Origin of the sequence: Spongisporangium articulatum, assembly GCF_044465595.1 — a bacterium.
GTDB classification, from domain to species: domain Bacteria; phylum Actinomycetota; class Actinomycetes; order Actinomycetales; family Kineosporiaceae; genus Spongisporangium; species Spongisporangium articulatum.
The window spans coordinates 704,584-730,867 of sequence record NZ_JBITLV010000001.1 but is presented as its reverse complement, the minus strand read 5'-3'; the positions used below and the strand labels follow the sequence as shown (position 1 = coordinate 730,867).

Annotated in this window: 24 protein-coding genes; 5 read left to right on the top strand and 19 right to left on the bottom strand. The window is 73.7% G+C overall.

Annotated features, from left to right (window positions below):
* Positions 1-143: 143 nt before the first annotated feature.
* Positions 144-1,127, bottom strand: a complete 984-nt coding sequence (locus ACIB24_RS03455) for a nucleoside hydrolase (protein WP_398275191.1) — start codon at positions 1,125-1,127, stop codon at positions 144-146.
* Between the two features lie 247 nt (positions 1,128-1,374).
* Between ACIB24_RS03455 and ACIB24_RS03450 the strand changes: the two genes are divergently transcribed.
* The gene (locus ACIB24_RS03450; RefSeq protein WP_398275188.1) at positions 1,375-2,202 is read left to right on the top strand and encodes a CAP domain-containing protein; all 828 of its coding nucleotides are present in this window, start codon (positions 1,375-1,377) and stop codon (positions 2,200-2,202) included.
* Here ACIB24_RS03450 and ACIB24_RS03445 read toward each other — a convergent pair.
* The 5 genes from ACIB24_RS03445 to ACIB24_RS03425 all read right to left on the bottom strand — a co-directional run bounded on the left by ACIB24_RS03445 (position 2,199) and on the right by ACIB24_RS03425 (position 6,865).
* Positions 2,199-2,945 carry a hypothetical protein gene (locus tag ACIB24_RS03445; protein ID WP_398275185.1) on the bottom strand — a complete coding sequence of 249 codons (747 nt, stop codon included), beginning with the start codon at positions 2,943-2,945 and terminating at the stop codon, positions 2,199-2,201. The genes ACIB24_RS03450 and ACIB24_RS03445 overlap by 4 nt on opposite strands.
* 23 nt (positions 2,946-2,968) lie before the next feature.
* Positions 2,969-4,213 (bottom strand): helix-turn-helix domain-containing protein, encoded by a 1,245-nt coding sequence (locus tag ACIB24_RS03440; RefSeq protein WP_398275182.1) that lies wholly within the window; start codon positions 4,211-4,213, stop codon positions 2,969-2,971.
* Positions 4,214-4,281: 68 nt separating this feature from the next.
* Complete coding sequence (locus tag ACIB24_RS03435) at positions 4,282-5,238, bottom strand: hypothetical protein (RefSeq protein ID WP_398275180.1); 957 nt, start codon at positions 5,236-5,238, stop codon at positions 4,282-4,284.
* Complete coding sequence (locus ACIB24_RS03430; RefSeq protein ID WP_398275178.1) at positions 5,235-5,846, bottom strand: hypothetical protein; 612 nt, start codon at positions 5,844-5,846, stop codon at positions 5,235-5,237. Before ACIB24_RS03430 ends, ACIB24_RS03435 begins: the two co-directional genes overlap by 4 nt.
* Positions 5,847-6,034: 188 nt before the next feature.
* Positions 6,035-6,865, bottom strand: coding sequence for an HAD family hydrolase (locus ACIB24_RS03425; RefSeq protein WP_398275175.1), 831 nt, complete (start codon positions 6,863-6,865; stop codon positions 6,035-6,037).
* Positions 6,866-6,959: 94 nt separating this feature from the next.
* Between ACIB24_RS03425 and ACIB24_RS03420 the strand changes: the two genes are divergently transcribed.
* The gene (locus ACIB24_RS03420; protein WP_398275172.1) at positions 6,960-8,039 is read left to right on the top strand and encodes a diacylglycerol/lipid kinase family protein; all 1,080 of its coding nucleotides are present in this window, start codon (positions 6,960-6,962) and stop codon (positions 8,037-8,039) included.
* Between the two features lie 75 nt (positions 8,040-8,114).
* On the opposite strand, the gene pheA is transcribed toward ACIB24_RS03420, so the two are convergent.
* Together pheA and ACIB24_RS03410 are read right to left on the bottom strand one after the other, a co-directional pair.
* Positions 8,115-9,038 carry a prephenate dehydratase gene (pheA, locus tag ACIB24_RS03415; protein ID WP_398275169.1) on the bottom strand — a complete coding sequence of 308 codons (924 nt, stop codon included), beginning with the start codon at positions 9,036-9,038 and terminating at the stop codon, positions 8,115-8,117.
* A complete protein-coding gene (locus ACIB24_RS03410; protein ID WP_398275166.1) occupies positions 9,035-10,273 on the bottom strand; it encodes a glycosyltransferase 87 family protein in 1,239 nt (412 codons plus the stop codon). Before ACIB24_RS03410 ends, pheA begins: the two co-directional genes overlap by 4 nt.
* A 131-nt stretch (positions 10,274-10,404) precedes the next feature.
* Between ACIB24_RS03410 and ACIB24_RS03405 the strand changes: the two genes are divergently transcribed.
* Positions 10,405-12,660: a hypothetical protein gene (locus tag ACIB24_RS03405; protein WP_398275164.1), complete on the top strand. Its 2,256-nt coding sequence runs from the start codon at positions 10,405-10,407 to the stop codon at positions 12,658-12,660.
* A gap of 6 nt (positions 12,661-12,666) precedes the next feature.
* Here ACIB24_RS03405 and ACIB24_RS03400 read toward each other — a convergent pair whose 3' ends face one another.
* Genes ACIB24_RS03400 through ACIB24_RS03385 form a run of 4 tightly spaced genes read right to left on the bottom strand, consistent with a single transcriptional unit; the run spans position 12,667 to position 17,758 of the window.
* A complete protein-coding gene (locus ACIB24_RS03400; protein ID WP_398275161.1) occupies positions 12,667-14,361 on the bottom strand; it encodes a hypothetical protein in 1,695 nt (564 codons plus the stop codon).
* Between the two features lie 56 nt (positions 14,362-14,417).
* Complete coding sequence (mptB, locus tag ACIB24_RS03395; protein ID WP_398275158.1) at positions 14,418-15,890, bottom strand: polyprenol phosphomannose-dependent alpha 1,6 mannosyltransferase MptB; 1,473 nt, start codon at positions 15,888-15,890, stop codon at positions 14,418-14,420.
* Positions 15,891-15,903: 13 nt separating this feature from the next.
* Positions 15,904-16,752, bottom strand: coding sequence for a glycosyltransferase (locus ACIB24_RS03390; protein WP_398275155.1), 849 nt, complete (start codon positions 16,750-16,752; stop codon positions 15,904-15,906).
* A gap of 52 nt (positions 16,753-16,804) precedes the next feature.
* Positions 16,805-17,758, bottom strand: coding sequence for a DUF5926 family protein (locus ACIB24_RS03385; RefSeq protein WP_398275152.1), 954 nt, complete (start codon positions 17,756-17,758; stop codon positions 16,805-16,807).
* A 186-nt stretch (positions 17,759-17,944) separates the two neighbouring features.
* Between ACIB24_RS03385 and ACIB24_RS03380 the strand changes: the two genes are divergently transcribed.
* Positions 17,945-18,415: an RNA polymerase sigma factor gene (locus ACIB24_RS03380; RefSeq protein WP_398275149.1), complete on the top strand. Its 471-nt coding sequence runs from the start codon at positions 17,945-17,947 to the stop codon at positions 18,413-18,415.
* Positions 18,412-18,984 (top strand): methylated-DNA--[protein]-cysteine S-methyltransferase, encoded by a 573-nt coding sequence (locus ACIB24_RS03375; RefSeq protein ID WP_398275146.1) that lies wholly within the window; start codon positions 18,412-18,414, stop codon positions 18,982-18,984. Before ACIB24_RS03380 ends, ACIB24_RS03375 begins: the two co-directional genes overlap by 4 nt.
* 95 nt (positions 18,985-19,079) lie before the next feature.
* On the opposite strand, the gene ACIB24_RS03370 is transcribed toward ACIB24_RS03375, so the two are convergent.
* The 7 genes from ACIB24_RS03370 to ACIB24_RS03340 all read right to left on the bottom strand — a co-directional run bounded on the left by ACIB24_RS03370 (position 19,080) and on the right by ACIB24_RS03340 (position 26,238).
* The gene (locus tag ACIB24_RS03370; RefSeq protein WP_398275143.1) at positions 19,080-19,628 is read right to left on the bottom strand and encodes a YceI family protein; all 549 of its coding nucleotides are present in this window, start codon (positions 19,626-19,628) and stop codon (positions 19,080-19,082) included.
* Between the two features lie 76 nt (positions 19,629-19,704).
* Entirely contained in the window at positions 19,705-20,379 is a 675-nt protein-coding gene (locus ACIB24_RS03365) for a methyltransferase family protein (protein ID WP_398275140.1), read from the bottom strand.
* Positions 20,372-21,286 (bottom strand): type II secretion system F family protein, encoded by a 915-nt coding sequence (locus ACIB24_RS03360; protein WP_398275137.1) that lies wholly within the window; start codon positions 21,284-21,286, stop codon positions 20,372-20,374. The genes ACIB24_RS03365 and ACIB24_RS03360 overlap by 8 nt, the downstream gene beginning before the upstream one ends.
* A complete protein-coding gene (locus tag ACIB24_RS03355; protein WP_398275134.1) occupies positions 21,286-22,887 on the bottom strand; it encodes a type II secretion system F family protein in 1,602 nt (533 codons plus the stop codon). Before ACIB24_RS03355 ends, ACIB24_RS03360 begins: the two co-directional genes overlap by 1 nt.
* Positions 22,884-24,230, bottom strand: a complete 1,347-nt coding sequence (locus ACIB24_RS03350) for a CpaF family protein (protein ID WP_398275132.1) — start codon at positions 24,228-24,230, stop codon at positions 22,884-22,886. The genes ACIB24_RS03355 and ACIB24_RS03350 overlap by 4 nt, the downstream gene beginning before the upstream one ends.
* The gene (locus tag ACIB24_RS03345) at positions 24,227-25,420 is read right to left on the bottom strand and encodes a CpaE family protein (RefSeq protein WP_398275129.1); all 1,194 of its coding nucleotides are present in this window, start codon (positions 25,418-25,420) and stop codon (positions 24,227-24,229) included. Before ACIB24_RS03345 ends, ACIB24_RS03350 begins: the two co-directional genes overlap by 4 nt.
* The gene (locus ACIB24_RS03340; RefSeq protein ID WP_398275126.1) at positions 25,417-26,238 is read right to left on the bottom strand and encodes a Flp pilus assembly protein CpaB; all 822 of its coding nucleotides are present in this window, start codon (positions 26,236-26,238) and stop codon (positions 25,417-25,419) included. Before ACIB24_RS03340 ends, ACIB24_RS03345 begins: the two co-directional genes overlap by 4 nt.
* Positions 26,239-26,284: the final 46 nt, after the last annotated feature.

Genomic DNA, 26,284 nt, shown 5'->3' with positions numbered 1-26,284 from the left:
CTTGGAGGCCGACTCGGCCGGAGCGTCGAGTGTCCACCCGTGCTTTGCACTGAACGCCGATCGGCGTTCGCGGGTGGGGACCAGGACGACCAGGAGTTCCCCCGTTCTCTCCTGTTGCCAATCGGCGTTCAGTGCAAAGCCCGTCAGGCCGCGCGTCCGCCGAAGAGGGTTCGGACGTGCTCACGGAAGCGCGGCACGTCGACCGTGTGGGCGACCCGCCAGGGGTGGAAGCCGTCGGGCAGGGTCTGGGTGGATCCCGGCAGCTTCGCGAAGTACGGGGCGCGCTGGTCCACCACGGTCATCCCGGCGGCCGGGCCGTCGGCCTGGACGGCGAGCGGCAGCACCGGGGCGCCGATCAGGTCGGGGTCGGCCCAGGCGATCGTGGCCAGCAGGTCGTGGCACGGGCAGTCGTCCGGGCCGGTGAACGTCGAGCCGAAGGTCCGGTAGAACCGCAGCGGCTCGTCGAGGAACGCGGCGGCGGGCGTGAGATGCCTGGCCATCAGGTCGAACTCGACCTCGGTGAGCGTCCCCACGTGTGACACGTCGAGCGTGACCAGCGTCGGCGTCGTGGCCCAGCCGGCCGCGACCAGGTGGTGGGCGGCGACCGGGTCGCCCGCGATGTTCGCCTCGCCCCACGGCAGCGCGTTGCCACCCAGCCGCACCGAACCACCCATCACCACGAGGTCGGCGACCCGGGACGCCCAGGAGGGGTCGGCGTCCAGCGCCCGGGCCAGGTTGGTCAGCGGCGCGAGCGCCACCACCGACACCTCACCCGGACGCTCGTCGACCAGGCGGCGCAGCAGGTCCTCGGCGGGCTCGGCGACCGGGGCGACGTCCGGCACCGGACGGTCGGTGTCGCCCTGGCCGTCATGACCGTGGATGAACGCGGCCGGTTCGACCACCGGGCCCGGGCCGAAGCGGCCGGGCCCGCCCGCGGCGACCGGGATGTCAAGCCGGTCGGCGGCCGCCAGGAGCGACAGCACCGAGCGCGTCGCGTTGGGCTGGACGACGGAACCGTGCGTCGTGGTGATGGCCAGGACGTCGGTGCCGGGGTCGGTCAGGGCCCACCAGATCGCCGCGCAGTCGTCCACGCCGCCGTCGGTGTCGATGATGAGGGAACGCGCCACGCGCTCATCATGCCCACCCGTCTCACGGCACCGTCGTGCGGCGGTAAACGTCGGGTCAAATCTCGCGCATGTCCGTCTCCGCGAGCGTCAAGGCGATGACAAAGCGCCTGGTCAACGGACTTCTGCGCATCAAGCGGGCCGCCCCGGAGGGCGCGATCCGTTGCTAGCTTCACCGCGGTTCGACAGGCGAAGCGGGCGAAAGAGGTCGAGGCGGGCGATGGGCAGGCACAGGGACGACGAGAGCGGCGTGGCGGGCGACAGATCGCTGCGGCGCATCCGGCTCGTGGCGGTCGGCGCCAGCGGGCTCCTCGTGGCCGGGGTGGCCGTCGGGGTCGCGCAGACCCTGCCCGGCGGCTCCGACACCGACTCCCTGGTCGTCCGGTCGGCCCTGTCGACGGCCGCCACCGTCACCCCGACGACCGCCGAGCAGAAGCAGACCACCGAGCAGACCACCGCGACGAAGCCGACGACCTCCACCTCGGCGACGGCGAACCGTAAGCACCGCTCCGGCACCCGGACCGAGCACCGCACGCGGCGACCGGCGCCGTGGTGGCCGGGGGCGTCGTCCCGGCCGACGTCGAAGCCCACCACGAGCCCGACGGCGAGCCCGACGCACGAGCCGAGCGCCCCGTCGTCCGAGCCCGCGCAGCCGGCCCCGACGACGGCGAAGCCGGCCGAGGCGAGCGACACGTCGTTCGCGCAGCAGGTCGTGAGCCTGACCAACGCCGAGCGGGCCAAGGCGGGCTGCGGCGCGCTGACGGCGGACTCGACGCTGACGTCGGTGGCCCAGGCGCACAGCGCGGACATGGCGTCCCACAACTACTTCTCGCACAACAGCCAGGACGGGACGACGCCGTTCCAGCGGATGTCGGCCGCCGGGTACGGCTACCGGACGGCCGGGGAGAACATCGCGGCCGGGCAGCCGACGCCGAGCGCCGTGGTGAGCGCGTGGATGAACTCGGCGGGGCACCGCGCGAACATCCTGAACTGCTCGTTCACCGAGATCGGCGTGGGGTACGCGACCGGCGGCAGCTACCGCACCTACTGGACCCAGGACTTCGGCACGCCGCGCTAACCGGCTCCGTCCAGCCCGCCGGCCAGCAGGCAGATCACGAACGCCCAGCCACCACGCAGGCGCCGGCCCGGATCGCGAGGGGCCGGGATCAACGGCGTCGGCCCGCTCAGCAGCAGGAAGAGGAAACCGCCCGGGGGCAGCAGGAACAGCCAGAACCAGGCCCAGCGCGTGGCCCGCCACGGCTCGGGCCCGCCGATGATCAGCATCAGCACGAGCAGCTGGACGACGACCACGACGGCCTGCAACCACATCGGCACTCGCCAGCCGGCCAGCACGCTCGTGTCGTAGTCGATGTCGTCCTGCCGGGTCACCAACAGGTCGGGCTGCCGGTCGGTCAGGAAAGCGCCGACGTCGCGAGCGTGCAGGCGCCACACGCCGTCACGGACGTCGTAGTCCGGCGGGGCCGAGGCGCTGGTCGCCCGGACGCGTGTGTAGAGCCGGTGCCAGCCACCGCGCCCCTCCCGCCAGTGCACCACCTGCTCGGCGGACCCCTTCTCGTCGACGGCCAGTCCCGGACCCTCGACGGTCACCTGCGTGACCCGGCCCGCCTGGACGCCGTCGAGCAGCCCCCGGAAGTCGCCCCCGTCGTCCCCCACGACGGCGAACACGCCGGCCATCGCGATCCAGGCCACCAGCAGGACGACCCGGAAGGCGTGCGCGTAGTCATTGCGCCGAGACCACTTCAGCCGCGCCGCGACCGACGGCGCAGGCCGGCCCCCCTCGACGTGATCAAGGTCCCCCATACCCGACAGGGTACGGAGGGTGTCTAGAGGGCGAGGCGGACCACGTGAGCCTGGGCCATCGCCCGCCGGGCCGAACCCAACGGCAGCGCCTCGGCGAGCGCCGCCCACGCCTGTGCGTCGTCGTGCCCCTCGGCGTTCGCCGTCCACCGTTCGAGCACGGGAGCGCTGCGCGAGTCCAGCACCGCGTGACGCAGTTCCGCGACGAACTCCTCGGTCCGCGCCCGGACGCCCGGCGCCTCCGACCCGGCCAGCGGCCGACCGGCGTACGCGGACACGGCGTCCAGCAGCCGGTCCGAGTTCAGCAGCGCCCGGACGTCGTCGAGGTCGGTGCTGACCCCGACGGCCAGCCGGTAGGGCCGCGACTGCAACACCTGGTCACCGAGAACCCTTCGCAGCCGGTTGATCTCGACCCGGACGGTGACCAGGTGCTCGCCGTCGTCGTGCAGCAGCGCGTCCAGCTCCTGCGCGGTCAGGCCCTGCGGGGCACCGGCCAGCAGCCAGACCAGTTCGGCGTGCCGGCGACTGAGCCGGAACTCCTGAGCGCCCAACCGGAACACCCCGGTCGCGGCGCCCATCAGCGCGAGGCGGGCGGTCGTCGTCCGGGCGCCGGCCTGTTCCACGTGAGCCCGCGACGCCCCGACCTGCAGGGCGAGCCCCGCCTCGACGGCCGCCGCGCACGCGCGGACCAGCGCCAGGGCGCGGGGGTGCGCGACGTCGCTGGCGCCGGTCAGGTCGATGACGCCCAGCATCCGGCCGGTCAGCGGGTCGTGGACGGGCGCGGCGACGCAGCTCCAGGCCTGGACGTTCAGCCCGAAGTGTTCGGCCGCGCGGATCTGCACGGGAGCGTCGACGGCCAGCGCGGTGCCGGGCGCGTTGGTGCCCGCACCGCGCTCGCTCCACAGCGCACCCTCGACGAACCACATGTCCTCGGCGCGCGACCTCAGCCGGTGGTGCCCCTCGACCCACAGCAGCCGGCCGAGCTCGTCACCGACCGCCACGATATGTCCCGCCTCGTCGGCGTCCTCGGTGAGCAGGCGGCGGATCAGCGGCATCATCGGGGCCAGCGGGTGGCTGTCGCGGTAGGCGCGCAGCTCGTCCTCGGCCATGTCGAGGGGGGCGGCGCCCGCGTTGGGGTCGACTCCCAGCGCCAGGGAGCGGCGCCAGGACTCGGCGACGATCGGGCGGATGTCGGTGCTGCTCAGCGGCAGCGCCGGGGCCGCCAGGAAGCGCTCGTGCACCTCGGCGACCCGCCCGTCGTCCTCGACCATGCCTCATGGTAGGGGCCGATGATCGCGTTTGGGCAGGCCAGGATGGCTGAGTGTTCGGTGAACAGGCTTCAGCGGACGAGCTCGTGGATCTCCGCGCTGAGCCGCCGGTGCCAGGCCAGTCGCCGCTCCCCCCAGCTGTGGGCGGCGTCCGGCCCGGGGGGCGGGCCCAGCGAACGGTTCGGGTCCTCGACGTCGTAGGTGATCCGGTAGGCCATCAGGTCGGCGGCCGTCTCGGTCCAGCGTTCGCTGTCGTGCAGCGGTTTCACCGGGCCGAGGGCGTCGACGAACCATTCGGGCAGCAGGGCGCCGGTGTCGAGCGCGCTCTTCAACCGCTCGTGCAGCTGGGACTGCAGTTCGTGCCAGGCCTCGTCACCCTCCCGGACGACGGTCGCGCCGTCACGCTGCGCGCGCTCGTCGTCCGCGAGGGCCTGCGCCGCTTGGACGGCGGGCCCGGCCAAGGCGCGCACGTGAGCTCGCGTCTCGTCGAGCCGTTCCATCAGGATCGGGAAATCGGCTGCCGTGGAACGGTGTTCGGGGTCGTCGAGGTCGCTGCTGGCCAGGACCAGGCAGGCCGACAGGCCGGCCCGGCGATGGGCGACGAGGTCGTGGACGGCCGATGCGTGGGCGTCGACCGCTTGCCGCAGCGCGCGTCTCGCGTTGTCGTCGAGGCCGCGGTCGGCCGCTTCCCTTCCCTGCTCGGCCGTTCTGGCGAGCGTGCGCAGCCTGGCCGGGACGTCGTCCAGCGGCGCGTCGACCCCGCCCCGGAGCCGGACGTTGCGTTCCAGCCACTCGACGCGTGACGTGAGCCGGCGGATCGCCGCGACGAGGTCCCGGTGACTGGTCTCGACCTCCAGCGAGCGGCGGTCGACCCGCAGGACCGTCTTCTCGGCGTCGGCCAGGCGGCCGTCCATCCCGGCGACCCGCGGAGCCAGGCCGCGCAGCATCGCGGACAGTTCGTCGATATCGTCACGAAAGGTCTGCGGGGAGTAGGGGTACTGGACGTCCTCGGCGTCGTCCCAGCTCATCGGATGTCCAGCGGGGCCGTGCGGTCGTGGTGGGCTTCCGGGTGATGCGTGCGGAGATCGAGGGTCTCGGGTGCGACCGGCACCGCGCGGAGCGCGATCAGGCCCAGGGACGCGGCCGCCGCCGCAGCGGCCAGCCACCAGATCATCGGCTGCTTGTCAGGGGTCGCGAGCAGGACGCCGAGCAGCAGCACCGCGCCCGCGGCCACCGCGATCGCGCCGGGTCGCTGCCGGCGGTGCGGGCCCTTCGGCGGGTGGACCTGGGTCAGGAACACCAGCCCACCGGCCCCCAGCGCCGCGGCCGCCGCGACCATCCAGCCGAAGCTCCTGCCTCCCGCCGCGGCCGCCACCGCCAGCCCGAGGCCCACGAGCGCCGTGAACGCTCCGGACCCGCGCAGGATCAGCGTCGTCACCCGGTGCGGGCCCAGTTCGGCCTGCCGACGCAGGTGGCTCTCGGCCTGCACCAGCCGGTGCCCCACCTCGAACACCCGGTCGCACGCCGCTCCGTAGCCGGGATCCGATTCGGGCAGCAGCGAGACGGCGGCCAGCCGCTCCTCGAGCTCGGTCTGCAGCCGCCGTACCTCGTCGGGCCCGCCCTCCACCTGCGACATCACCTACGACGGTAACCGCGCGACGTGCGTGATCCGTGGAACGACGCCGCACCAAGCTCGTGATCAAGGAATCCACCACAGGACCGGGAAGGTGGGCACGGTGTCACACAGTGCTCACCAGGCGGTCGCGGTGTCACACCGCGCCCAGGACGTGAGCGCGCGGTCCCGCCCGGTTCACGCGGCGATGCTCACGGAGCAGGGCGGTCCGCGACGATCTTCTCCAGGAGCAACGCCAGGCCGTCGTCCGCGACATCGCCGCAGACCTCGCCGGCCGCGGCCTTGACCTCGTCGACGGCGTTGCCCATGGCCACCGACCGCGCGGCCCAGGCGAACATCTCGATGTCGTTGCGGCCGTCGCCCACGGCCACGGTCGCCGAGGGGTCGACCCCGAGCGTGACGCGCACCTTCTCCAGCGCCGACGCCTTGGACACCCCTTGCGGCGCCAGGTCCAGCCACGCCGTCCAGCCCACGGCGTAGTTGACGCCGTGCAGGCCGACCTTGCGGGTCAGGGCCATGAAGTCGTCGCTGGTGTGCTCAGGGCTGCGCACCACGACGCGGCACGCGGGCGCAGCCATGAGCTCCTCGAACGACGAGGCCACCCGCACGTGCGGGCCCTCCAGCTCACCGGGTGGGAACGGCGCCGTCAGCAGGAAGCCACCCGAGTCGGTCTCCAGCGCGTACAAGGCCGTGGGCAGGTGCTCACGCAGCAGGGTCAGGATCTCCCGCGCGTCGAACGTCTCGACCGCCGCCACCTCGTACCCCCGCTCCAGCGAAGGGTCGAGCCGCAGCGTGACGGAACCGTTCGAACAGACCGCCCACCCGTGCAGCAGCTCGAGGCTGTCGAGCACGGGCAGGGTCTCGTGCAGGGAGCGGCCGGTGGCGATCACGACGTCCAGCCCGGCCGCGACGGCCGAGCGCACCGCCGTCCGCACCCGCTCGGACAGCTTGAAGTCGTGGTCCACGGTGGTCCCGTCGATGTCCAGCGCGAGCAGCTGAGGGGCCGGAAGTCTCGGGATCATCACCTGAGCCTATCGCCGTGCCTCCAGCCCGGCCGGAGGCGGACGGTGACTGTCCGACGTACGGAGTACGCCCCGGGCGTTACCGTTCTGTGCCATGAGCACAGGCGAGACGGTCACGACGGTGGTGCTGGTCGTCGTCCTCCTGCTCGCCATCGTCCTGCTCCTGGCCCTGCGGCGCGCCCGCCGGCGCGGCCTTCCGTGGGTGGCGAGCCTCCCCGGAGCCGACGGTCTGGCGCCCCGGGCGGCGGTCGTCGTTCACGGGGTGAAGGTGGAGGAGGCCGACGTGCGACGGCGCCAGATCGAGTCGCTGTCGGAGCGGCTCGGGTGGCGGGAGCCGCTGTGGCTGGAGACGACGGCCGAGGAGACCGGCCGGGCCCAGGCGATCGAGGCGCTGGACCACTCACCGGCCGCGGTCCTGGCCTTCGGTGGCGACGGGACGGCCCGGATGGTGGCCGACGGGCTGTCCGGTTCGGGCGTGCCGATGGGGCTGCTGCCCGCCGGCACGGGCAACCTGCTGGCCCGCAACCTCGGCATCCCGCCGAACCGGCTCGACTCGGCGCTGCAGATCGCGCTGACCGGCGGGGACCGGCCGATCGACGTGTGCTGGGCTACGTACGCACCCGACGCCCCCGAGCCCGGCCCCGACGAGCCCGTCCCCGCGCCGCCGGACCGGCAGGCGTTCCTGGTGATGGCCGGGCTCGGCTTCGACGCCGAGATCATGGCCGGCACCGACTCCGCGTTGAAGGAGAAGTTCGGCTGGGGCGCCTACGTGGTGGCCGGGGCGCGCCGGCTGCGCGGGCGCCGCACGCCGGTCTCGATCTCGGTGGACGACGGACCGCCCGTGCGCCGTCGGGTCCGGGCCGTCGTGGTCGGCAACTGCGGGACGCTGCAGGCGGGCATCCGGTTGATGCCGGACGCCGCGCCGGACGACGGGTGGCTGGACGTCGTGGTGCTGTCACCGCGCTCGGTGCTCGGCTGGTTCGACGTGGTCGGCGGCGTGATGACCCGGCGCGGGCGGCGCACGATCGAGCACCTGCGCTGTCACACGATCGAGGTGAAGGCCGAGCGTCCGATGCTGGCCCAGCTGGACGGCGACCCGCACGGCGAGTCCCAGTTCCTGCGCGTCACGCTCGACCACAAGTCCCTGATCGTCCGCGTCCCCACCCGTTCGTGATCATGGAAACTTCTAGTCTCTGGTGCAGGCTCGGCTGCAAGCCGCACCTGCCCGTGAGACTAGAAGTTTCCATGATCACGAACTGAGGATGGAGTTCAGCCAGGCGTCGGCCTCGGCGAAGCTCGCGTTGCTGTTCTCGGGGCGCACGTGCGGCGGCTCGCCGTCGGCGCGGGGGTAGGAACCGAGGAACCGCACGTGCGCGGACACCCGGTGCAGGCCCTTCAGCGCCTCGGACAACCGCGCGTCCTCGACGTGACCCTCGGCGTCGATCGACATGCAGTACCGGCCCAGACCGTCGCCGGTGGGCCGTGACTCGAGCCGGTTGAGGTTGATCCCGCGGGTGGCGAACTGTTCGAGGATCTCCAGCAGGGCGCCCGCCCGCTCGTCCTTCAGGAACACGACCAGCGTGGTCTTGTCGGCGCCCGTCGGGGCGGGCAGCCGGCCGGGCCGGGAGACCAGCACGAACCGGGTCATGGCGTTGGGGTTGTCGCCGATGTCGGTGTACATCGGGGTCAGACCCAGCTTCTGGGCCGCGAGCGGCGAGCAGAGCGCGCCGTCGTAGGCGGCGTCGTCCTCGAGCAGGCCCACGGCGGCGGACGCCGTGGACAGCGCGGGGATCAGCGTGGCCTTGGGGAACTGCTCGTGCAGCCAGTTGCTGCACTGCGCGAGGCCGTGGGGGTGCGAGGCGACGCGGGTGACGTCCTCGCGGCCCAGCCCGGGCCGGACGACGAAGTCGAACGTGACCGGGACGACCTCCTCGCCGACCACCTGCAGCGGTTCGCCCGCGGTCAGCGCGTCGAGCGTGGCGCTGACGCCGCCCTCGACCGAGTTCTCGATCGGCACCACGGCGGCCTCGAGCTCCCCGGCGCGCACGGCGTCCAGCGCGAGCAGCACGCTGTGCATGGGCAGCAGGTCGGCCTCGATGCCCCGCGCCGCCGTCAGCTTCCGGACCGCCGCCTCGCTGAAGGTCCCCTCGGGCCCGAGGTAGCCGTACTTCATGTGCCCAGGGTAACCGGGGGCTCCTCGGGCTCTCGATCGGTTATCGCCCGACGCGGCCGGGCGATGAGCAGCCACAACGCGAGCAGCGCGACGACGGCCAGCTCGGTGTAGGAGCTCTGCACCACCCGGGCCAGCCCGTTGGGCACGGCGTTCCCGGCCAGCAGGTTGGCGCCCCACCACGGCAGCCGGCACCAGAACAGCACCGCCCCGACGACGGTCGCCACCACCCGCCGCCGGTCGCGCCCGTCGCCGAGCAGGGCGCCGAGGACGACGACGATCCAGTGCATGTGGTGCACCCAGGACACGGGCGAGACCAGGTAGGCGAGCATCCCGCAGGCCGCCACCACGGCCACCGGCTCACCGAGCGCGTCGAGCCGCCGGCTGAGCCGCAACCCGAAGTACAGGACGACGACCACGACGGCCAGCCACAGCAGCGAACCGCCCAGCCCGGCCGGGCCGATCCGCAGCAGGGTGCCGCGCAACGACTGGTTCGACGTCCCGGCGTTCGGGCCCAGCCGCCCCGGGTCGGTCAGGGCGTCGGTGAAGTAGACCATCGACTCGTTGGGCATCAGCAGGAACGACCCGGCCGTGACCCCGACGACGGTGCCCAGCGAGACGGCCAGCGTGCGCCAGCGGCGGGCCACCGCCCAGTGCAGCCAGAAGACGCCCGGGGTCAGCTTCACGGCGGCGGCCAGCGCCACCCCGACCCCGCTGCCGCCCCGGTCGACGGTCGCGCGGCGCGTCACGTCCCACAGGCACAGGGCCACGATCACGCAGTTGACCTGCCCGTACCGGATGCCCTCGGCCACCGGCAGCAGCCACACCCCGCCCGCGGCGAGCATCCCCTGGACCAGCCCGGCCCGCTCGCCGAAGCGCTGCGTGAACGGCCGGAACGCGACGCCGACCGTGTACCAGAGCAACGCGAACTGCAGCACCGTCCAGGCCCACGCGATGCCGTGGAACGGCAGCACCAGCAGCGGCAGGGCGGTCAGCGCGGCGAACGGCGGGTACGTGAAGGGCAGGAACTGCGGGGCGTCGGTGCGCATCTCGTACAGCGGGAAGCCCGTGACCAGGGCCTTCGCGCCCTCCCGGTACACCTGCAGGTCGACCTGCCAGATCTCCTGCGGGTACTCGACCAGGTAGTGCCGGGCCAGCGGCGCGGCCGACAGCGCGAGCACGAGGACGCCGAGCAGCCGCCAGCGCAGCGCCGCCCGAGAGGTGTCTGCGCCCGTCACGCCCGCAATTGTGGCGGGTGCCTCCGACAGCCTCGGCACCGAGTGGAACGTTGTGGCCCCTGAAACGGCCCGCGGGCCCGTGCTTCGGGTGCAGAACGTTCCACTCGCGGAGCGAGCCCTAGGGTGATCCGGTGCCTGCTGCCCGGATCATGCGCGCGACGCTCGCTGCGCTCGTCGCCCTGACCCCCGTGCTCGCCAGCCCGCCGGCGCAGGCCGCGACCGAGGCCGCGACCGGGGCAGAGGTCGTGCTGATCGGCACCGGTGGGGTGCGCTGGAGCGACATCGGGGACAACACCACCACCCCCAACCTGTACGCCCTGCTGCGTGACGGGGCGTCCGGGCTGATGGCCGACCGCAGCGTCCGCTCCTGGACCTGCCCGGTCGACGGCTGGCTCGCGGTCTCGGCCGGACGCCGGGCCGCCGAGGTCTCGTCGAAGGTCAAGCCGAAGCCGGCCCGCACGTGCTCCGAGCCGAGCCTCACGGTCACGGACCCGGGCGGGGCGACCGCCGTCCCGAAGTGGTCGACCTACCGCGCGGCCGCCGCAACCGAGTCGTTCGACGCCGAACCCGGCCTGCTCGGCGACACGCTCGCGAAGAGCGGCAGGACGGCCGCCGCCGTGGGCCCGGGCGCCGCGATCGGCCTGGCCACGAGCGCCGGCAGGGTCGCGCACGCCTGGGCGGGCGGGGCGAGCGCGGGCGGGGTGGTCGACACGGACCGGCTGGGGGACGACGTCCAGGCGGCTCTCGCCACCGACCCCGACGTGCTCGCGGTCGACGTGGGCGTGGTCCGCGACGCGGGCACGACCCCGGGCGTCAACTACGGCCGCGGCCGGCCCGACCAGGTCCGGGACGTGGACACGCGGATCGGCATGGTGATCAGCCAGGTCCAGGCCGCCGAACCGGACGCCACGATCGTCGTCGCGTCGTTGGCCGACTCCGGCTACAGCAGCCGCCTGCAGCTGGTCGGCGCGCTGGGCCCGGCGAGCAGCGGTGGCGCCTTCACCGGCAGCCTGCTCGGCAGCCGGTCGACCCGCCAGGACGGGCTGGTCCAGGAGACCGATCTGCTGCCCACGCTGCTGGCCGCGGTCGGGGTGCCGGAGCCGTTGACGGCGGTCGGGTCGCCGCTCACCCCGGTCGAGCGCGGCGGCGACGCGGGCGACCGGCTGCAGGCGCTCACCGACCTCGACACCGCGAGCCGCGCGGTCACGCCGATCGTGCCGATCTTCTTCAACGGCCTGGTGGTCGCCCAGATCCTGCTCTACGGCACGGTCGCCCTGATGTTGCGGCGCCGCGGTCGCGCGGGTTCCGACGACCCGGCCGCGGGCCCGGCCCGGCGCCGGATGCTGGGCTGGATGCGCCGGGGCGCCGTCGTCTTCGCGGCCGTGCCCGCCGCGACGTTCCTGGCCCAGCTGGTGCCCTGGTGGCGGTCGTCGCACCCGGGCTGGGCGGTGACCGGCGCCGTCGTCCTGTTCACCGTGCCGATCGCGCTGGTCGCGCTGCTCGGCCCGTGGCGGCGCACCCTGCTCGGCCCGGTCGGCGCCGTCGGCGGCGCGACCGCGCTGGTCCTCGGCGTCGACGCCTGCACCGGGTCGCACCTCGCCCTGTCGAGCCTGATGGGCGTGCAGCCCGTGGTCGCGGGCCGGTTCTACGGGTTCGGCAACGTGGCCTTCGCGCTGTTCGCGACGGGCGCCCTGCTTCTGGGGCTGGCCGTCGCCGACCCGCTGCTCGAGCAGGGACGGCGCCGCGCGGCGGTGCTGTCGGTGGCCGGGATCGGGCTGGTCGCCGTGATCGTCGACGCGACCCCCGGTCTGGGCAGCGACTTCGGCGGCCCGCCCGCGCTGATCCCGGCCTTCGCCGTCCTGGGCCTGCTGATCGGCGGGGTGAAGCTGACCTGGCGGCGGCTCCTGCTGATCGCGGGGGCGACCGTCGCGTTCCTGGTCCTGATCTGCTTCGCCGACTGGCTGCGGCCGCCGGCCGACCGCACCCACCTGGGCCGGTTCATGCAGACCGTGATCGACGGCGGCGTGTGGGATGTGGTGAGCCGCAAGGCTTCCCAGAACATCGGCATCCTGTTCGGGTCGTGGCTGTCGGCGCTGATCCCGTTCGCGGTGGCCTTCGTCGTCCTGGTGCTGACCCGGCCCGTCTCGTGGGGCGCCCGCCCGCTGCAGGTGGCCTACGACCGCTCGCGCGTGCTGCGGCACGGCATGGCCGCGTTCGGCGTGATGGTGTTCCTCGGCTTCGCGTTGAACGACTCGGGCACCGTCGTCCCGGCCATCTCGGCGACCGTCGCGCTGCCCGGGCTGATCGCCGTCAGCGCGCGGGCGCTCCAGCTGGACGACGAGGAACGGCTCGACGCCGCCCTCCGGGACGTACGCAAGAAGCGTTGACGGGCGCTACTTCTCGCCCTCGGAGTCGTACTTCATCTTGCGCTCGCGCATGATCCGGACCTGCTCGTCGAACTGGGCCAGCGGGACGCCGTAGCTCTCCAGGTAGCGCCGCGTCACCTCGAGCACCTTGTCGCGGATCACCCGGGCGAACTCGAGATCGTCGACGTAGGGGTAGCGCCACATCTTCGAGGCGTCCGACGCGGCGAGCCGGATGTTGATCCGCGAGCCGTAGTCGATCCGGCTCTCCTCGTCGCGTTGTTTGTGCAGCTGCCGGACCACCGTCTGGCGGCCCGACGGCGTGAAGAAGTTGTTGTAGTTGGCCCGCAGCGACTGCAGCAGCAGCTTCGGGGTGTACACCCGCAGCGTGCGGCGCATCGCCTTCCGGAGGTTGATCGGGTTCTCCGGGATGTCGAACATGTTGTTGAACTCGTCCTGCAGCGGCGGCAGCACGTGCGTGTTGCACTCGATGTTCAGGGTGTTCCCGCCGCGGTAGACGTTGACCGCGGTGCCGATCACGAGATGCCCACGCCAGGCGTACTTCTGGAAGTACGCGTAGACCCGCGCGCCCTCCGGCGGGTGCTGCAGCCAGTTCTCGATGGTCCGGCGCGACACCCGGTTCTGCGGGTGGTCGGTGTACCAGCCGGGCGTGTGGCCGGGCTTCGACTCCTCGTCGGTCTCGGCGAAGAGCCCGAGCTCCTTGGGGTGCATGCCGTTGGCGACGACGACGCTGCGGCTGCGCAACTGCGGCAGCAGCCCGCCGGGCACCTCCTCGACCAGCTTGTCGTGCAGGTCGCGGGCCGACAGCGTCGCGGCGTGGTCGACGCCGTTGACCTGGCGGTTCACGTCGACGGTCAGGTTCCAGTCGTCGAGCGTGACCCCGGCCATGCCGAACGGCTTCTGGTCGCCCTGGAACAGGATGACGTTGGCGTCGTACATCGAGGCCAGGTAGTCGAACGGCGGCAGGACCGGGTTCTCGCCCTCGTGGATGAAGGCACCGCGGCCCCGGACCCACTTCCACCAGTCGATCAGGAAGAACCGGGCCTTCACGATGGCCACGTTGAACCGGGCCATCGCCCGGTAGACGATCGAGAGGAAGTCGGTCGAGCTCGCCGGTGGCGGCAGGCCGTCCCAGGCGCCGAGCCGCTCGTTGGCCTCCGCCGGCTTCTCGCGGATGGCCGCGACGATGTCGATGGTCTCCAGGAAGTAGGCCTTCACGATGCGACGGGCGGCGACCCACACCCAGGTCGCGATCAGCGCGACGGCCAGCAGCGTCAGCCCCCAGGGCAGCCCGCCGCTCAGCCAGGCGACCAGCCCGATCGCGACCCACGAGCCGATGAGCGCGAGCATGAGCAGGGCCAGCGCCAGGTCGCGGACCAGCCGCCGCTCGCGGCTCCACTTCGCGTGCCGGGCCAGCACCGTGTAGTCGACCGCGTCCCACACCGGCCAGATCGCCTTGTGCGGGACGGCCATCAGCTCGCCGCCGACCTTGTTGGCGAAGGGGCCGTCGAGGTGCACGGCCGCGCACATCTGGCGGGTGACCAGGTCCTCGGCGGAGTAGTTCGGGTCGTTCGGGCCGAAGCCGAACGGCGGCATGAAGTCCGGGAGCGTCGACCCGCTGGGCGGGGTGCCGCCCTCCGTCCCGGAGGCACCGCCGCCGGGGGGCACGTCGGCCGGGGGCGGGGTGTGCGTCCCCTGGGTCATTCACGGCCTCCTGATGCCTGGTCCTGGTTCGCCACAAAAGATAGCGATCAGTCCCGTTATAACTCACGCATCGTGCGCGCGTCGGCACGCAAAAATGGCGTGCCCCGCACAGTAAGGGTGACGACGCAGGCCAGCACGGCGAGCGTGAGCCAGGGCGCGACGTCCCGGCGGAACCAGAGCGTCCAGTGCTCGACGTCGTCCGAGAGCCCCACCACCCGACCCGGCGCGTAGGCGACGGCGAGCACCGTGAGCCGGGCCAGCAGCACGCCGTCCAGCACTCCCGGGGCGAGCAGGGCGAGCGGCGCCCAGGCGATCGCGTCGTACCAGGGCAACGCGTAGGGCACGGTCAGGACCCAGGCCAGGGCCAGGACGACGCCCGCCCGGGCCGCCGCGCCGGTCACCTCGTCGGGGACTCCGGTCGGGTGGCCGCGCAGCGCGCGGCCGAGGGCGAGGGCCAGCAGGACGGCGAACCCGGCCGACAGCGGGCCGGCCAGCGAGCGCACGGTGTCGGCGCCGAGGACGCCGTCGAGGTTGTCGGCGACCAGACGCCAGGGGGTGGCGAACGAGATCGAGCGGGTGGCGCGGTGCAGCTGCCCGTAGGTGTGCGACCCGGACCAGAGGTGGGCCGGCACCAGCACGAGCAGCGCGCCGAGCGCGCCGAGCCCGGCCGCCCGCCCCGCGTCCCGCCGCGGCAGGCGGGTGACCAGCGCCCAGAGGATCGCCAGGCCGAACAGCGCGAACGTCACCTTGGAGCCGACCGCGCCGCCCAGGGCCAGCCCGGCGGCGAACGGTTGCCGCGCGGCGAGGGCCAGCGCGGCCATGGCGAAGGCGACGGCCAGCACGTCGACGTGGGCGCCCGCGACCAGCTCGGCCAGCAGCAGCGGGTTCACCGTCCAGAGCAGCGCGGCCCGGGTCCGGGCGGCGGGGTCGGGCCGGGTGATCCGGTCGAGCAGGTAGGCGGTCAGCAGGAACGCGGCGCCGGCGATCAGCTGCCAGAACCAGACCGTCGTGCGGAGGTTCCCGTTCCCGGCCTCCGCGGCGACGGCCTGCAGCGCGGTGGTCACCGGGCCGTAGACGCTCGGTGTGTCCTGCCACGGCGGTTGGACGGCGGACGTCACCGGGTCGGTGCCGCCGTGCCAGCCGATCGGCGCGACGGCGTACGGGTCACCGCCCTGCGCGGCGATCCGCCCGTAGGCGACGTAGGAGAGGTGGTCGGCCGACCCGAGGGGCGGCACGAGCACGCAGGCCAGGACGGCGAGCGCCCCGCCGACGCCGATGACCCGCCCCGGGAGCCGCGCACCACGTGAAACAGCGCGCAGACCAAGGAGAACGGCGAGTCCCCCGAGCGCGTACGCCGCCACGAGCGCAACGGTGACCGCCCCCGACGCGGGGTGGCGACCGGCGTCCCAGGGCGGCAGGACCGTGTGCGGCCCCAGCCCGGGGGCCGCGGCGGACTCGCCCGCGGCTGCCGTCGCGACGACCAGCAGCAGCGACCCGACGCCACACAGCGCGGCGGGCCGAAGACTCATCGACTGACCGCGGCTAACCGCGGCCGAGCACGGAGCGCGCGATCCGGGCGGCCACGACGGTCACCAGCACGACCCGGGACTCACGCTTGCGCACCCGGCGGTCGAGCAGGGCCAGCCACACGTCGCGGTACTGGTCGGCGCGGTGCTTCTGGTCGGCCTTCGACGTGCCGGTGACCCGGTGGTGCAGGTCGGCCTCCACCTCGCCGACCCGGAAGCCGTCGTGCAGCAGGTCGATGGTCAGGCCCACCTCGACACCCCAGCCGGGGGCCAGCGGCTTGGCCGCGTCGAACGCCTTGCGGGTCAGGCACCGGTTGCCCGACAGCGGCTGCTTCGGCGTCCAGCCGGTCTCGCGCTCGATGCCCTTGGTCGCCAGCTTGACCACCCGGCCCCGGCCGCCGCCGGAGGTGGCCTGCGGCGGGATCGTCGCGATCGACATGTCGAGCTCGCCCTTCAGCACCGGCTCGGCGAGCGCGGCCGCGGCGGCCGCACTGCCCTCGAGGTCGGCGTCCAGGAAGAGCAGGGCGCGCGGCGCCGGCTGCTTCTGCGACCGGTCGAGCGAGGCGACCCGCGCCGCACCCGACGACATGGCGCCGGCCTTGCCCTTGTTCTTCGGATGCTTCACGACCACGGCCCCCGCCGCCTCGGCGAGCGCGGCCGTGTCGTCGCTGCTCCCGTCGTCCACCACGACCACCAGGCTGACGGGCACGCCACCGGCGACGATGCCCGCGGCGGCCTGCACGGTCGCGGCGATCCGCTGCGCCTCGTCCTTCGCGGGGATCACCACGGCCAGGCCGCCCGGAAGCTCTCCGGGGGCCGTGCCGGGGTTGACGCCCTCGTCCACCACGTTCTCCACTCCGCTCACGATCGGCGAGCCTAGGGGGCAGTGCCTACCCGGCGGTAGGTATGCACCACTTTCAGCGCAGGGTCAGTTGCCGGTTGAGCATGCCGGCCTTGGCCCGGCGCTCGGCGTCGGTCAGCGGGGTCGTCTTCTTCATGGCCGTCCGCAGCTTCTTCTCGAAGGCCGCCATCGGCTCCTCCAGGTCGTCGGCCTCGGTGGTCGCGTCGACGTCCCAGACCGGCACGACCACGCCGTCGGCGCGGAACGACCCCACGTACCGGGACCCCTCGACGATGCCCGAGCCGCCCGCCGCGTGCAGCCGCGCGATCCCGTCGAGAACCTGCGTCTCGTCGTCCGGCAGCACCCAGCGCAGGTGCCGCCGGCCGTTCACGTCGACCCAGTAGGCGGCCTCGACGCTGCGCAGCCGCCGGCTCGGCATCGCGGTGTCGTTGGCCTGCTGGAGGCTGGCCTTCGCCGCCTCGTCGAGGCCGTCCGGGTCGTCGAACCAGAACTCGAAACCGGTCTGCATCTGGACCTCGAACGGCTGGGCCTCGAGGATGTCCTGCAGCCGCGGGCCCGGACCGGGCAGCCCCGCCTCGGGCACCGGCTGACCCGCCTCGGTCTCCAGGGCCCGCAGGATCGCGGCGGCCACGTCGCGGCTCGGGTCGCCCGACCCGCCCTGGGTCTGCAGCGCGGCCAGCACGGCGCCGTCGGCCCGGTGGATCGCCGGCCAGGCCATGGGCAGCAGGGTCACGATCGTGACCTCGCGGCCGCCGTACTCCTGCGTGAGCGTGACGGTCGCGGTGGCGGCGGGCACGATCTCGCGCATCGCGACCCAGTCGCACTCGCCGGTCAGACCCTCGAACGGGCGGGTGACCAGCTTCGCCGCCTCGGCCTTGGCGGCCCGGCCGTGGCACTGCTTGTACCGCTTGCCGGACCCGCACGGGCAGGGCTCGCGCAGCCCGACGACGGGGACGTCCCCGGTGACGGCGGGCTTGTCCAGTACGGCGGTGCGGCTCTTCTTACCCATGGCCCGACCCTACCCGCGTGCCGCTGCCCGGGGCGTCGCCCGACCCCCGACCAAGATCACCGGAAACCCGTCACTTCGTCGGGTCGGACCCTCTGGAACGCCCGGAATTCGGTGATCTTGATGATGGGGTGACCTCGCCTGCTTGGATCAGCCTGCGACTCACACGGTTGGAGGGCGGGACGTTCTATGAGCGTGGCTCTCCCCCCGTTCCAGAACCTGGTCGACGCGCACTGGCGTGACGTGGCCCGGTTGGCGCACGCGCTGGCCGGACCGGACGACGCCGAGGACGTCGCGCAACTGGCCTGGACCAAGGCGCTGGCCGCCTACCCGGACCTGCGCTCGGCGGCCAACCTGCGCGGTTGGCTCCTGACGGTCGTCGCGCGCACGGCGACGGACGCGCACCGCGCCCGCGGTCGGCGTCCGGTACCCGTGCCCGAACTGCCTGACCGCGCCGGACCGGGCTCCCCGGCCGCGCCGGACCCGGCCGTCTGGGCGGCCGTGCGGGCGCTGCCCGAGCGGCAGCGGACCGCGGTCGCGCTGAAGTACGTGGTCGACCTCGACCACGCGGCAATCGCGGCCCACCTGGGGACGACGCCCGCCGCGTCGCGACGACTCGTCGCCGACGCGCTGGCCGCTCTACGGAAGGACCTGCTGTGAACGATCTCGAGAGGGCGCTGGCCGCCGACCTGCCCGTGGGCGCACCGCCCGTGCTGTCCGGCGGCGACGTGCGGTACCGCGAGGTGGAGCTGCCGGTCGGCTCGATGCTGCTGGCCACGACGCCGGACGGCGTGCTGCTGGCCTCGACCTACGCGGTGCACGAGAGCGCGGACGACGTCCTGGCGCGGCTGGCGCGCGCGGTGTCGCCGCGGGTGCTGCGCGGGGGCTCCGGCCCGGACCACGTGGCCCGGGAGTTGGAGGCGTACCTGAGCGGGTCGCGCCGGGCGTTCGACCTGGAGGTGGACCCGGTGCTGGCCACACCGTTCCAGCGTTCCGTGCTGGCCGGTCTGGCGGCCGTCCCCTACGGCGCGACGGCCTCGTACGGCCAGCTGGCGGCGTCGATCGGGCGCCCGAAGGCGAGCCGTGCGGTCGGGGCGGCGCTCGGCGCGAACCCGCTGTGCGTCGTCCTGCCGTGCCACCGCGTGGTGGCCGGCTCCGGCGCGCTCACCGGTTACGCGGGCGGGCTCGAGGCGAAGAAGTTCCTGCTGGAGCTGGAACACCGTTCGTGATCATGGACGACAGCGGCCCCGTACCGACCACCGTGGGGTGACCGGCGCGGGGCCGCCGCTCTCGTCCATGATCACGAACTCATGGCGAGGGGTGCTCAGGCCTTGTCGGCCTCGATCTCGAGGACGAGCTTGACCTTGTCGGAGATCAGGAAGCCACCGGTCTCGACGGCGGCGTTCCAGGTGAGGTCCCAGTCGGCGCGGTCGACGGTGGCGACACCCTCGAAGCCGGCCTTCCAGCCGCCGCCGAACGGGTCCTTGGCGACGCCGTTGAAGGTCCACACGATCTCGACGGGCTTGCTGATGCCCTTGATCGTCAGGTCGCCGACCATGACCAGGTCGTCACCCTTGAGGGTGGCCGAGGTGCTCTGGAAGGTGATCTTCGGGTTGGTCTCGGCGTCCCAGAAGTCGGGGGACTTCAGGTGGCCGTCGCGGCGCTCGTTGTTCGTGTTCACCGAGGCGGCGTCGATCTCGACGGTCGCGGTGGAGTTCTCGGGGTTCTCGGCGTCGATCGTCGCGGAGCCGGTGAAGGACTCGAACCGGCCCCGGGTGGTGGAGACCATCGCGTGCTTGACGGCGAAGCCGACGGTGCTGTGGACGGTGTCGATGTTCCAGGTGCCGGTCAGCTCGGCGGGAAAGGTGCTCACGATCGATCAGATCCTCTCGACGATTGTCGTCCGGACCGTCTCGGGCCCGGTGGCTTGTAGTTCAGTATTAAACCAACTACTTGACGCTTGAAGCAATTCCCGACCGGCGGGTCGCGTATTCGGCGTAGCCGGGAAGCCGGGCGGCCAGCAGCCGCTCCTCGCGGTGGGCCCGGTACAGCTGCAGCGCCACCAGGCCCACCACCACCATCAGATGACTGATGTGTCCGGCCCGCACGCCGAAACCGGTGACCGCCACCACCTCGCCCACGTAGAGGGGGTGCCGGGTCCACCGGTAGGGCCCGGTGTCGACCAGGCGACGGGCCTGGGGCAGCACGCTCAACGAGGTCGACAGGTGCCGCACCGCCCAGACGCTCCACGCCGTACCGACCAGGATCAGCACGAAGGCCACCGCCGACCGCTGCCACGACCCGACGGTCGAGGGCAGCAGGGGAGACAGGAAGGGCAGGCAGGTCGTGAGCGGGGCGGCCAGCCAGGCGCCCAACCCGCGGTCGGTGGCCGACGCCGTCGACCGCCCCAGGTACGCCCGCACCACCAGCGTGCAGAAGGCGATCGAGAGCCCGGCCGCAGCCAGCTCGAGAGCCGCCTGCGGGCCGGCGTCCAGCCGGGTGAGCGCCCGGACCGCGCGGACCACCGCGGCCGCCGTCGACAGGCCGAACAGGGCCACGACGACGACCCGGCCGAGGTCGGGGCGCTCGGCCGGCGACGGTTCGGCGGGGGACGGCTCAGCCACCGAAGACCCCCGCGATCCGGATCACGCCCGGCCCGATGACGATGATGAAGAAGACCGGGAAGATGCAGAACAGCACCGGCATCAGGATCTTCACCGGCACCTTCTGGGCCTTCTCCTCGGCCCGCTGCCGGCGGCGTACCCGCAGCTCGGCGGCCTGCTCGCGTAGCACGCCGGCGATCGGGACGCCGAGCCGGTCGGCCTGGACCACGGCGGCGACCAGCGTGCGGACCTCGGTGACGTCGCAGCGGGCGCCGAGATCGGCCAGGGCGTCGGTGCGGCCGCGGCCGAGGTGCATCTCGCGCAGCACCCGGGCCAGCTCCTCCGACAGCGCACCCGTCGTGTTGGTGCAGACCTGCTGGAGGGCGGCGTCGAGGCCGAGGCCCGCCTCCACGCAGACGGTCATCATGTCGATGGTGTCGGGGGCCGCCCGGCGGATCGCCTCCTGCCGGTGCTGGCCGGCGTTGTGGATCAGCAGGTCGACCAGGCAGTACCCGAGCGCGGCGAGCAGCCCGAAGGTCAACGCGCCCAGAGCGCTGCGGGTGTGCCACCAGAACAGGAGGCCGAGGCCGCCCAGCACCAGCGTGGCCGCCCCCTTCGCGGCGAGCGCGGTGTGCACGGTCAGGCCCGACACGTTGCCGAGCAGCTCGATCCGGCGGCGCATCCGCTCGGGCGTACCGGCCGGGCTGATCCGCGCCCCCAGGGCGCCGGCGGCGGTCAGGAGGGGACGCCACAGCCGCTCGGCCGCGGGGCGGTCGGCCGGATCGCCCGGCTCGAGCACCCCCGGCCCGCCCCGAGCCAGCTCCAGCGACCGGGCCAGCCCGCGTGACTCACCCCGGGGGGCCACCGCCACCCCCGCGAGCAGCGCCGCTCCCAGGCCGACCAACACGGCCGCGAGCACGAGGGCCATCAGACCTCCACCCGCGCGACCTTGAGCATCCACGTGGTGCCGGCGGCCATCATCAGCGCCGACAGGAGCAGCAGCCCGACCCCTACCGGGGTGGTCCACAGCGGTTCGAGGTAGTCCCGGCGGAACATCAGCAGGAAGGCCCCGACCAGCACCGGCAGGCCCATCAGCACCCACGCCGACAGCCGTCCCTCCGCCGAGAGGGCCTTCACCTGGCGGACCACGCCGGCCCGCTCGCGCAGCGTCGCCGCGGTGGTCAACAGGATCTCCGCGAGGTTGCCACCCACGGACCGCTGGATCCGCACGGCCATCACCGCCATCCGCCAGTCGTCGCTGCGCATCCGCATCGCCACCTGCTCCAGCTCGTCCTCCAGCTCGAGGCCGAACCGGGCCGCCGACAGCGCCCGGCCGAGCTCGGCGGCCATCGGCTGCAGCCCGCCGTCCTGGGCGGAGGCGAGGGCCTGCGGCAGCGAGAACCCGGACCGCAGGCCGCTGGCCACGATCTGCAGCGTGTCGGGCAGCTGGTCGGCGAACGCGCCGCAGCGGGCGGACTGGCGCTGCCGCAACCAGAGCACGGGGACGGCGAACGCGGCCGCCGCGCCGAGCAGCAGGCCGAGCACCCGCCCCGGCACGAGCACCGCACCGACGGCGGCCCCCGCCAGCAGCACGCACGCCCGCAGCACCAGCCATTCGCGCGGCAACAGGGTCAGCCCGGCCCGGTCGAGGGCCAGGGCGCTGCGCTCGCGCCGGTCGCCACGGGACAGGAACCGCTCGGAGAGGCCGAGCACGCGGCGGGCCACCGCCGACGACGATCCCTCCTCCTGCGGGCCGGCCGCGGCCGGCGTCGCCCCGAACCCGTAGGCCCGCAGCGCGGCGTCCAGCTGCTCGGCCGCGCTGGATCGGCGCGGCCAGAGCAGCAGGCCCACCCCGATGGCCGCCAGCGCGCCGACCAGCACGGCCAACCCCAGCGGAGCCGCACCGCCGGCCGCGGGCAGGGTCACGACCGGTGGCCGGTGCGCCGAGGCCGCCGCCACCCGGAACGCGGCGCCCAGCTCGCCGGCGTCGCGGGCGGTGACCAGCCGCCCGCCTCCGGCCAGCGCGATGCGCCGCAGGGGGTCGGCGGAACCGCTGCCCGGCCGGAAGGCGACCACGTCGACGTGCACCCCACCGTCCGCCACGGCCGCCAGCGCGTCCTCCAGCCCGGCGTGGCTCGCGGTGTCCTGCCCGTCCGACAGCAGCACCACGTCGCCGCCCGGACCGGCCGCCCGCACCCCGGCCAGCAACCCGTCGTACAGCGCGGTGCGACCGCCTGCCGCCACGCCGTCGAGGGCCGTCCCCAGCGCCTCCCGGTCGGTGGTCGGGGCCACCGTGCTCGTCGTGGCGGCGAACGAGACCAGCCCGACCGCGACGTCGTCGCCGACCGCCCCGGCGTAGACCTCGGCGGCCGCCCGGGCCGCGTCCAGGTCACGGCCGTGCCGCATCGACCCACTGGTGTCCAGGACGACGACCGCCCGGCTCCCCGCGGCCTCGGCACCGGGGGCCATGGGGACGGTCACGACGCTCAGCACGGTCAGCGCGAGCGCCAGGGCCGCGACCCGCCTCACCGGGGGTGGTCCGTGAACAGCGAGGGCGGCAGGGCCACGCCCTGGTCGGCGAGCTTCTCCGTGAACCGCGGTCGCAACCCCGTGGGCCGCAGACCACCGAGGAACCGGCCGTCACGGTCCCGGCCCGCGGCGAAGTCGAAGCGGTACAGGTCCTGCATGGTGACCACGTCGGTCTCCATCCCGAGCACCTCGGAGATCGCCAGCACGCGCCGCCGGCCGTCGCGCATCCGGGCCTGGTGGACGACGAGATCCAGTGCGCTGGAGACCTGTTCACGGATCGCCCGGACCGGCAGGTCGACCCCGGCCATCAGCACCATCGTCTCCAGCCGGGACAGCCCGTCGCGCGGGGAGTTGCTGTGCACCGTGGTGATCGAGCCGTCGTGACCGGTGTTCATCGCCTGGAGCATGTCGAGCGCGGCTCCGTCGCGGACCTCGCCGACGACGATCCGGTCGGGGCGCATCCGCAGCGCGTTGCGGACCAGATCCCGGATCGCGATCTCGCCCGAGCCCTCGGCGTTGGCGGGTCGGGACTCCATCCGCACGACGTGCGGCTGCCGCAGCTGCAGCTCGGCGGCGTCCTCGATGGTGACGATCCGGTCGCCGGGCGGGATGAAGCTGCTCATCACGTTCAGCGTCGTCGTCTTGCCGCTGCCGGTGCCGCCGCAGACGAGGACGTTCAGCCGGCCCTCGACGCACAGCTTGAGGAACTCGGCCACGTGCGGCGGGAACGTGCCGAACGCGATCAGGTCCTCGACGGTGAACGGGTCGGCGGCGAACTTGCGGATGGTCAGCACCGGGCCGTCCAGGGCGATCGGCGCCACCACCGCGTTCACCCGGGACCCGTCGGGCAGGCGCGCGTCGACCATCGGCGAGCTCTCGTCGACCCGGCGACCCACCCGCGAGACGATCTTGTCGATCACCCGGCGCAGGTGCGTGGTGTCGTGGAAGCGCACGTCGACGGGGTCGAGCGAGCCGTCGCGCTCGACGAAGATCCGGTCCGGCCCGTTGACCATGATCTCGGTGACCGACGGGTCGCGCAGGAACGGTTCGATCGGGCCGTGGCCGAGCACCTCGTCGACGATCTCCTGGGCCACCCGGGCCCGGTCGCCCGCCGTCAGGGGCGAGTCCTCGGCCTGGACGACGTTCTGCACGCTGCTGCGGACCCGCTGGTCGAGGTCGGCCGTGGACAGTTGCGGGTCGTACAGGCTCGGGCCCAGCGAGTCCATCAGACCCTGGTGCACCCGGTCCTTGACCGCCTGCAGGGCCCGGCCCGGCCGCGGGGGCGGGACCGCCGCCTCGCCGGGGGCCCGCCGGGCCGACTCCAACCGCTCACCGAGGTTCATCGCGCTCCTCCTCGTCCGACCAGGGCCCGCAGTCCGCGCCGCGGGGTTCGGGGGGCCGGTACCCCGGGGTCCGGCCGGTCGTGCGCGCGGACCGCCGACGCCAAGGAGCGGACGGCCACGCTGAACGGGTGCTCGGGGCGCTGGGCCACCAGGAGCTCACCGCGGTTGAGGCTGGCCGGGACGTCGCCGCTGCTGGGCACCTCCACGTCCACCCGGGCGCCGAGGGTGCGCTCCACGTCGTCGCGGGTCAGGCCGACCTTCGCGTCGGCCCGGTTGAGCACCACCAGGCGCGACTCCGAGGGGTGCCGCAGCATGTCGAACGCGGCCAGGGCGAGGCGCAGGTTCTTCAGCGACGGCACGTCCATGGTGGCCAGCAGCACGGTCACGTCGGAGGCGTCGAACGCGGCCAGCACGGGCTCGCTCAGCGCGGGCGGGGTGTCGACGACGATCACGTCGTACATCCGGCGCAGCACCCGGATCAGCTCCGGCAGCACCCCGGGATCGATCCGGCCGGCCTCGCCCGGCGAGGGCGGGGCGAGCAGGGCGTCGAGGCCGACCGGACCGCTCGTGATCACCGAGCGCAGGCCCTGCTCGTCCAGCTGGCCGGCCATCGGCATCACGTCGAGCAGGGTGCGTTCGGGGGCGAGGTGCATCGAGATGGCGACGTCGCCGAACTCGAGGTCGAGGTCCAGCACGCAGACCCGGGCGCCGTCCCGCGCGAGCGCGGCCGCCAGGTTGGTGCTGATCGTCGTCTTCCCGGCCCCGCCCTTGGCGGAGAAGACCGTCACCAGCCGGCCGGAGGGCTCGGCCCGGCCCGGCCCCCGGCGCGACTGGGCGCGCAGCCGCGACAGCTCGAGGCTGCGCCGGGCCGCCGTCACGACGGCGGTCAGGTCGTCCGGTACGACCACCTCGCGCACCCCCGCGCGCAGGGCCTCGGTCAACAGCTGGACGTCGACCCGGCGGCGCAGCAGGACCACGCCCAGCTCGGGGCGGTCGACCTGCCAGACGGCGACGGCGCGCAACGCCTCACCGACGTCGATGGACGGACCGATCACCACGAGCAGCTCGTCGGGGTGGAGCTCGAGGTCCCGCTCGGCGGCGGTGACCGACTCCACAGCGCGCAGGCCGTCACCGAGGGCGAGGGCCAGGCTGTCGGCCAGCGCGTGAACCGGGTCGATGATGAGGGTCACGACGCCTCCCGGAAGAGCGACCCGTCGTCCACCGCGTCGTCCGCACCGGTGCCGGAGCCGACGTCGGCGCGGGGGCCGAGCAACGCGAAGGTGAGGGTGCCGGTCAGGGTCACGTGCACGAGCCGGCGGGCGTCCGCCGGTGAGACGGCGAGCGTGAAGAGGGTGGTCGCGTCGGCGGGCTGCTGCTGGGCCGCCGCGTCCGGGGCCGCCGCGTCCGGGGCGCCGTCCGCGGCGACGGTCGTGCTGGAGGTGCCCACGGCGAGCACCTCGACGTCCGGCAGGAGGACGCGCGTGGCCCGCCGGTACTCGTGCCGCTCGGCCAGGTGGTCGCCGGCCGGCGTGCGGTTGCCCGAGCCGAGCACGTTGTAGGTGTCGTAGACCGCCACCCGGGCCCCGACGGTGACGAACGAACCGACGTGCGAGGGGTCGGTGAGCGCGACCGACACCGCGACCATGCCCTCGGGCACGGCGAGCCCGCCCGGCGTCGTCCCGGGCACCGAGAACCGTTCGCGCAGAACCAGTTCTCCGGCCGGGATGGCCGAGGTAGCCACCCGCTGCCCGTAGTCGGGGCCGATCTCGCCCAGCGCCCCGTCGGGCACGCCGAGCCGGGCGACCAGCTCACGCCGGATCAGCCCCTGCGCCGCGGCCGACGCCGCGCTCGTACCGGCCGGGACGTCGTCCACGGCCACGTAGACGGAGACGGCCTGCTGACCGGCCAACGCGCGCCGGTCGGCACCCCGGGCGTAGGCGACGACGAGCACCACGCCGAGCAGGAACACGGTGCCGGCGGCCAACACCGTGAGCACGCGTCGGGACATGGAAGGCCTTTCGGGAGAAGGATTCGGGCGGTCGGTGGGGCGCGGT

Bases quoted from the DNA above. Each gene is read 5' to 3' on its own strand.
- mptB (WP_398275158.1), bottom strand. From the start codon at position 15,890: ATGAGTCTTCGGCCCGCCGCGCTGTGTGGCGTCGGGTCGCTGCTGCTG.
- ACIB24_RS03425 (WP_398275175.1), bottom strand. From the start codon at position 6,865: ATGATCCCGAGACTTCCGGCCCCTCAGCTGCTCGCGCTGGACATCGAC.
- ACIB24_RS03440 (WP_398275182.1), bottom strand. From the start codon at position 4,213: ATGGTCGAGGACGACGGGCGGGTCGCCGAGGTGCACGAGCGCTTCCTG.
- pheA (WP_398275169.1), bottom strand. From the start codon at position 9,038: ATGAAGTACGGCTACCTCGGGCCCGAGGGGACCTTCAGCGAGGCGGCG.
- ACIB24_RS03385 (WP_398275152.1), bottom strand. From the start codon at position 17,758: ATGGGTAAGAAGAGCCGCACCGCCGTACTGGACAAGCCCGCCGTCACC.
- ACIB24_RS03430 (WP_398275178.1), bottom strand. From the start codon at position 5,846: ATGTCGCAGGTGGAGGGCGGGCCCGACGAGGTACGGCGGCTGCAGACC.
- ACIB24_RS03400 (WP_398275161.1), bottom strand. From the start codon at position 14,361: ATGACCCAGGGGACGCACACCCCGCCCCCGGCCGACGTGCCCCCCGGC.
- ACIB24_RS03380 (WP_398275149.1), top strand. From the start codon at position 17,945: ATGAGCGTGGCTCTCCCCCCGTTCCAGAACCTGGTCGACGCGCACTGG.
- ACIB24_RS03420 (WP_398275172.1), top strand. From the start codon at position 6,960: ATGAGCACAGGCGAGACGGTCACGACGGTGGTGCTGGTCGTCGTCCTC.
- ACIB24_RS03350 (WP_398275132.1), bottom strand. From the start codon at position 24,230: ATGAACCTCGGTGAGCGGTTGGAGTCGGCCCGGCGGGCCCCCGGCGAG.
- ACIB24_RS03445 (WP_398275185.1), bottom strand. From the start codon at position 2,945: ATGGGGGACCTTGATCACGTCGAGGGGGGCCGGCCTGCGCCGTCGGTC.
- ACIB24_RS03340 (WP_398275126.1), bottom strand. From the start codon at position 26,238: ATGTCCCGACGCGTGCTCACGGTGTTGGCCGCCGGCACCGTGTTCCTG.
- ACIB24_RS03360 (WP_398275137.1), bottom strand. From the start codon at position 21,286: ATGGCCCTCGTGCTCGCGGCCGTGTTGGTCGGCCTGGGAGCGGCGCTG.
- ACIB24_RS03435 (WP_398275180.1), bottom strand. From the start codon at position 5,238: ATGAGCTGGGACGACGCCGAGGACGTCCAGTACCCCTACTCCCCGCAG.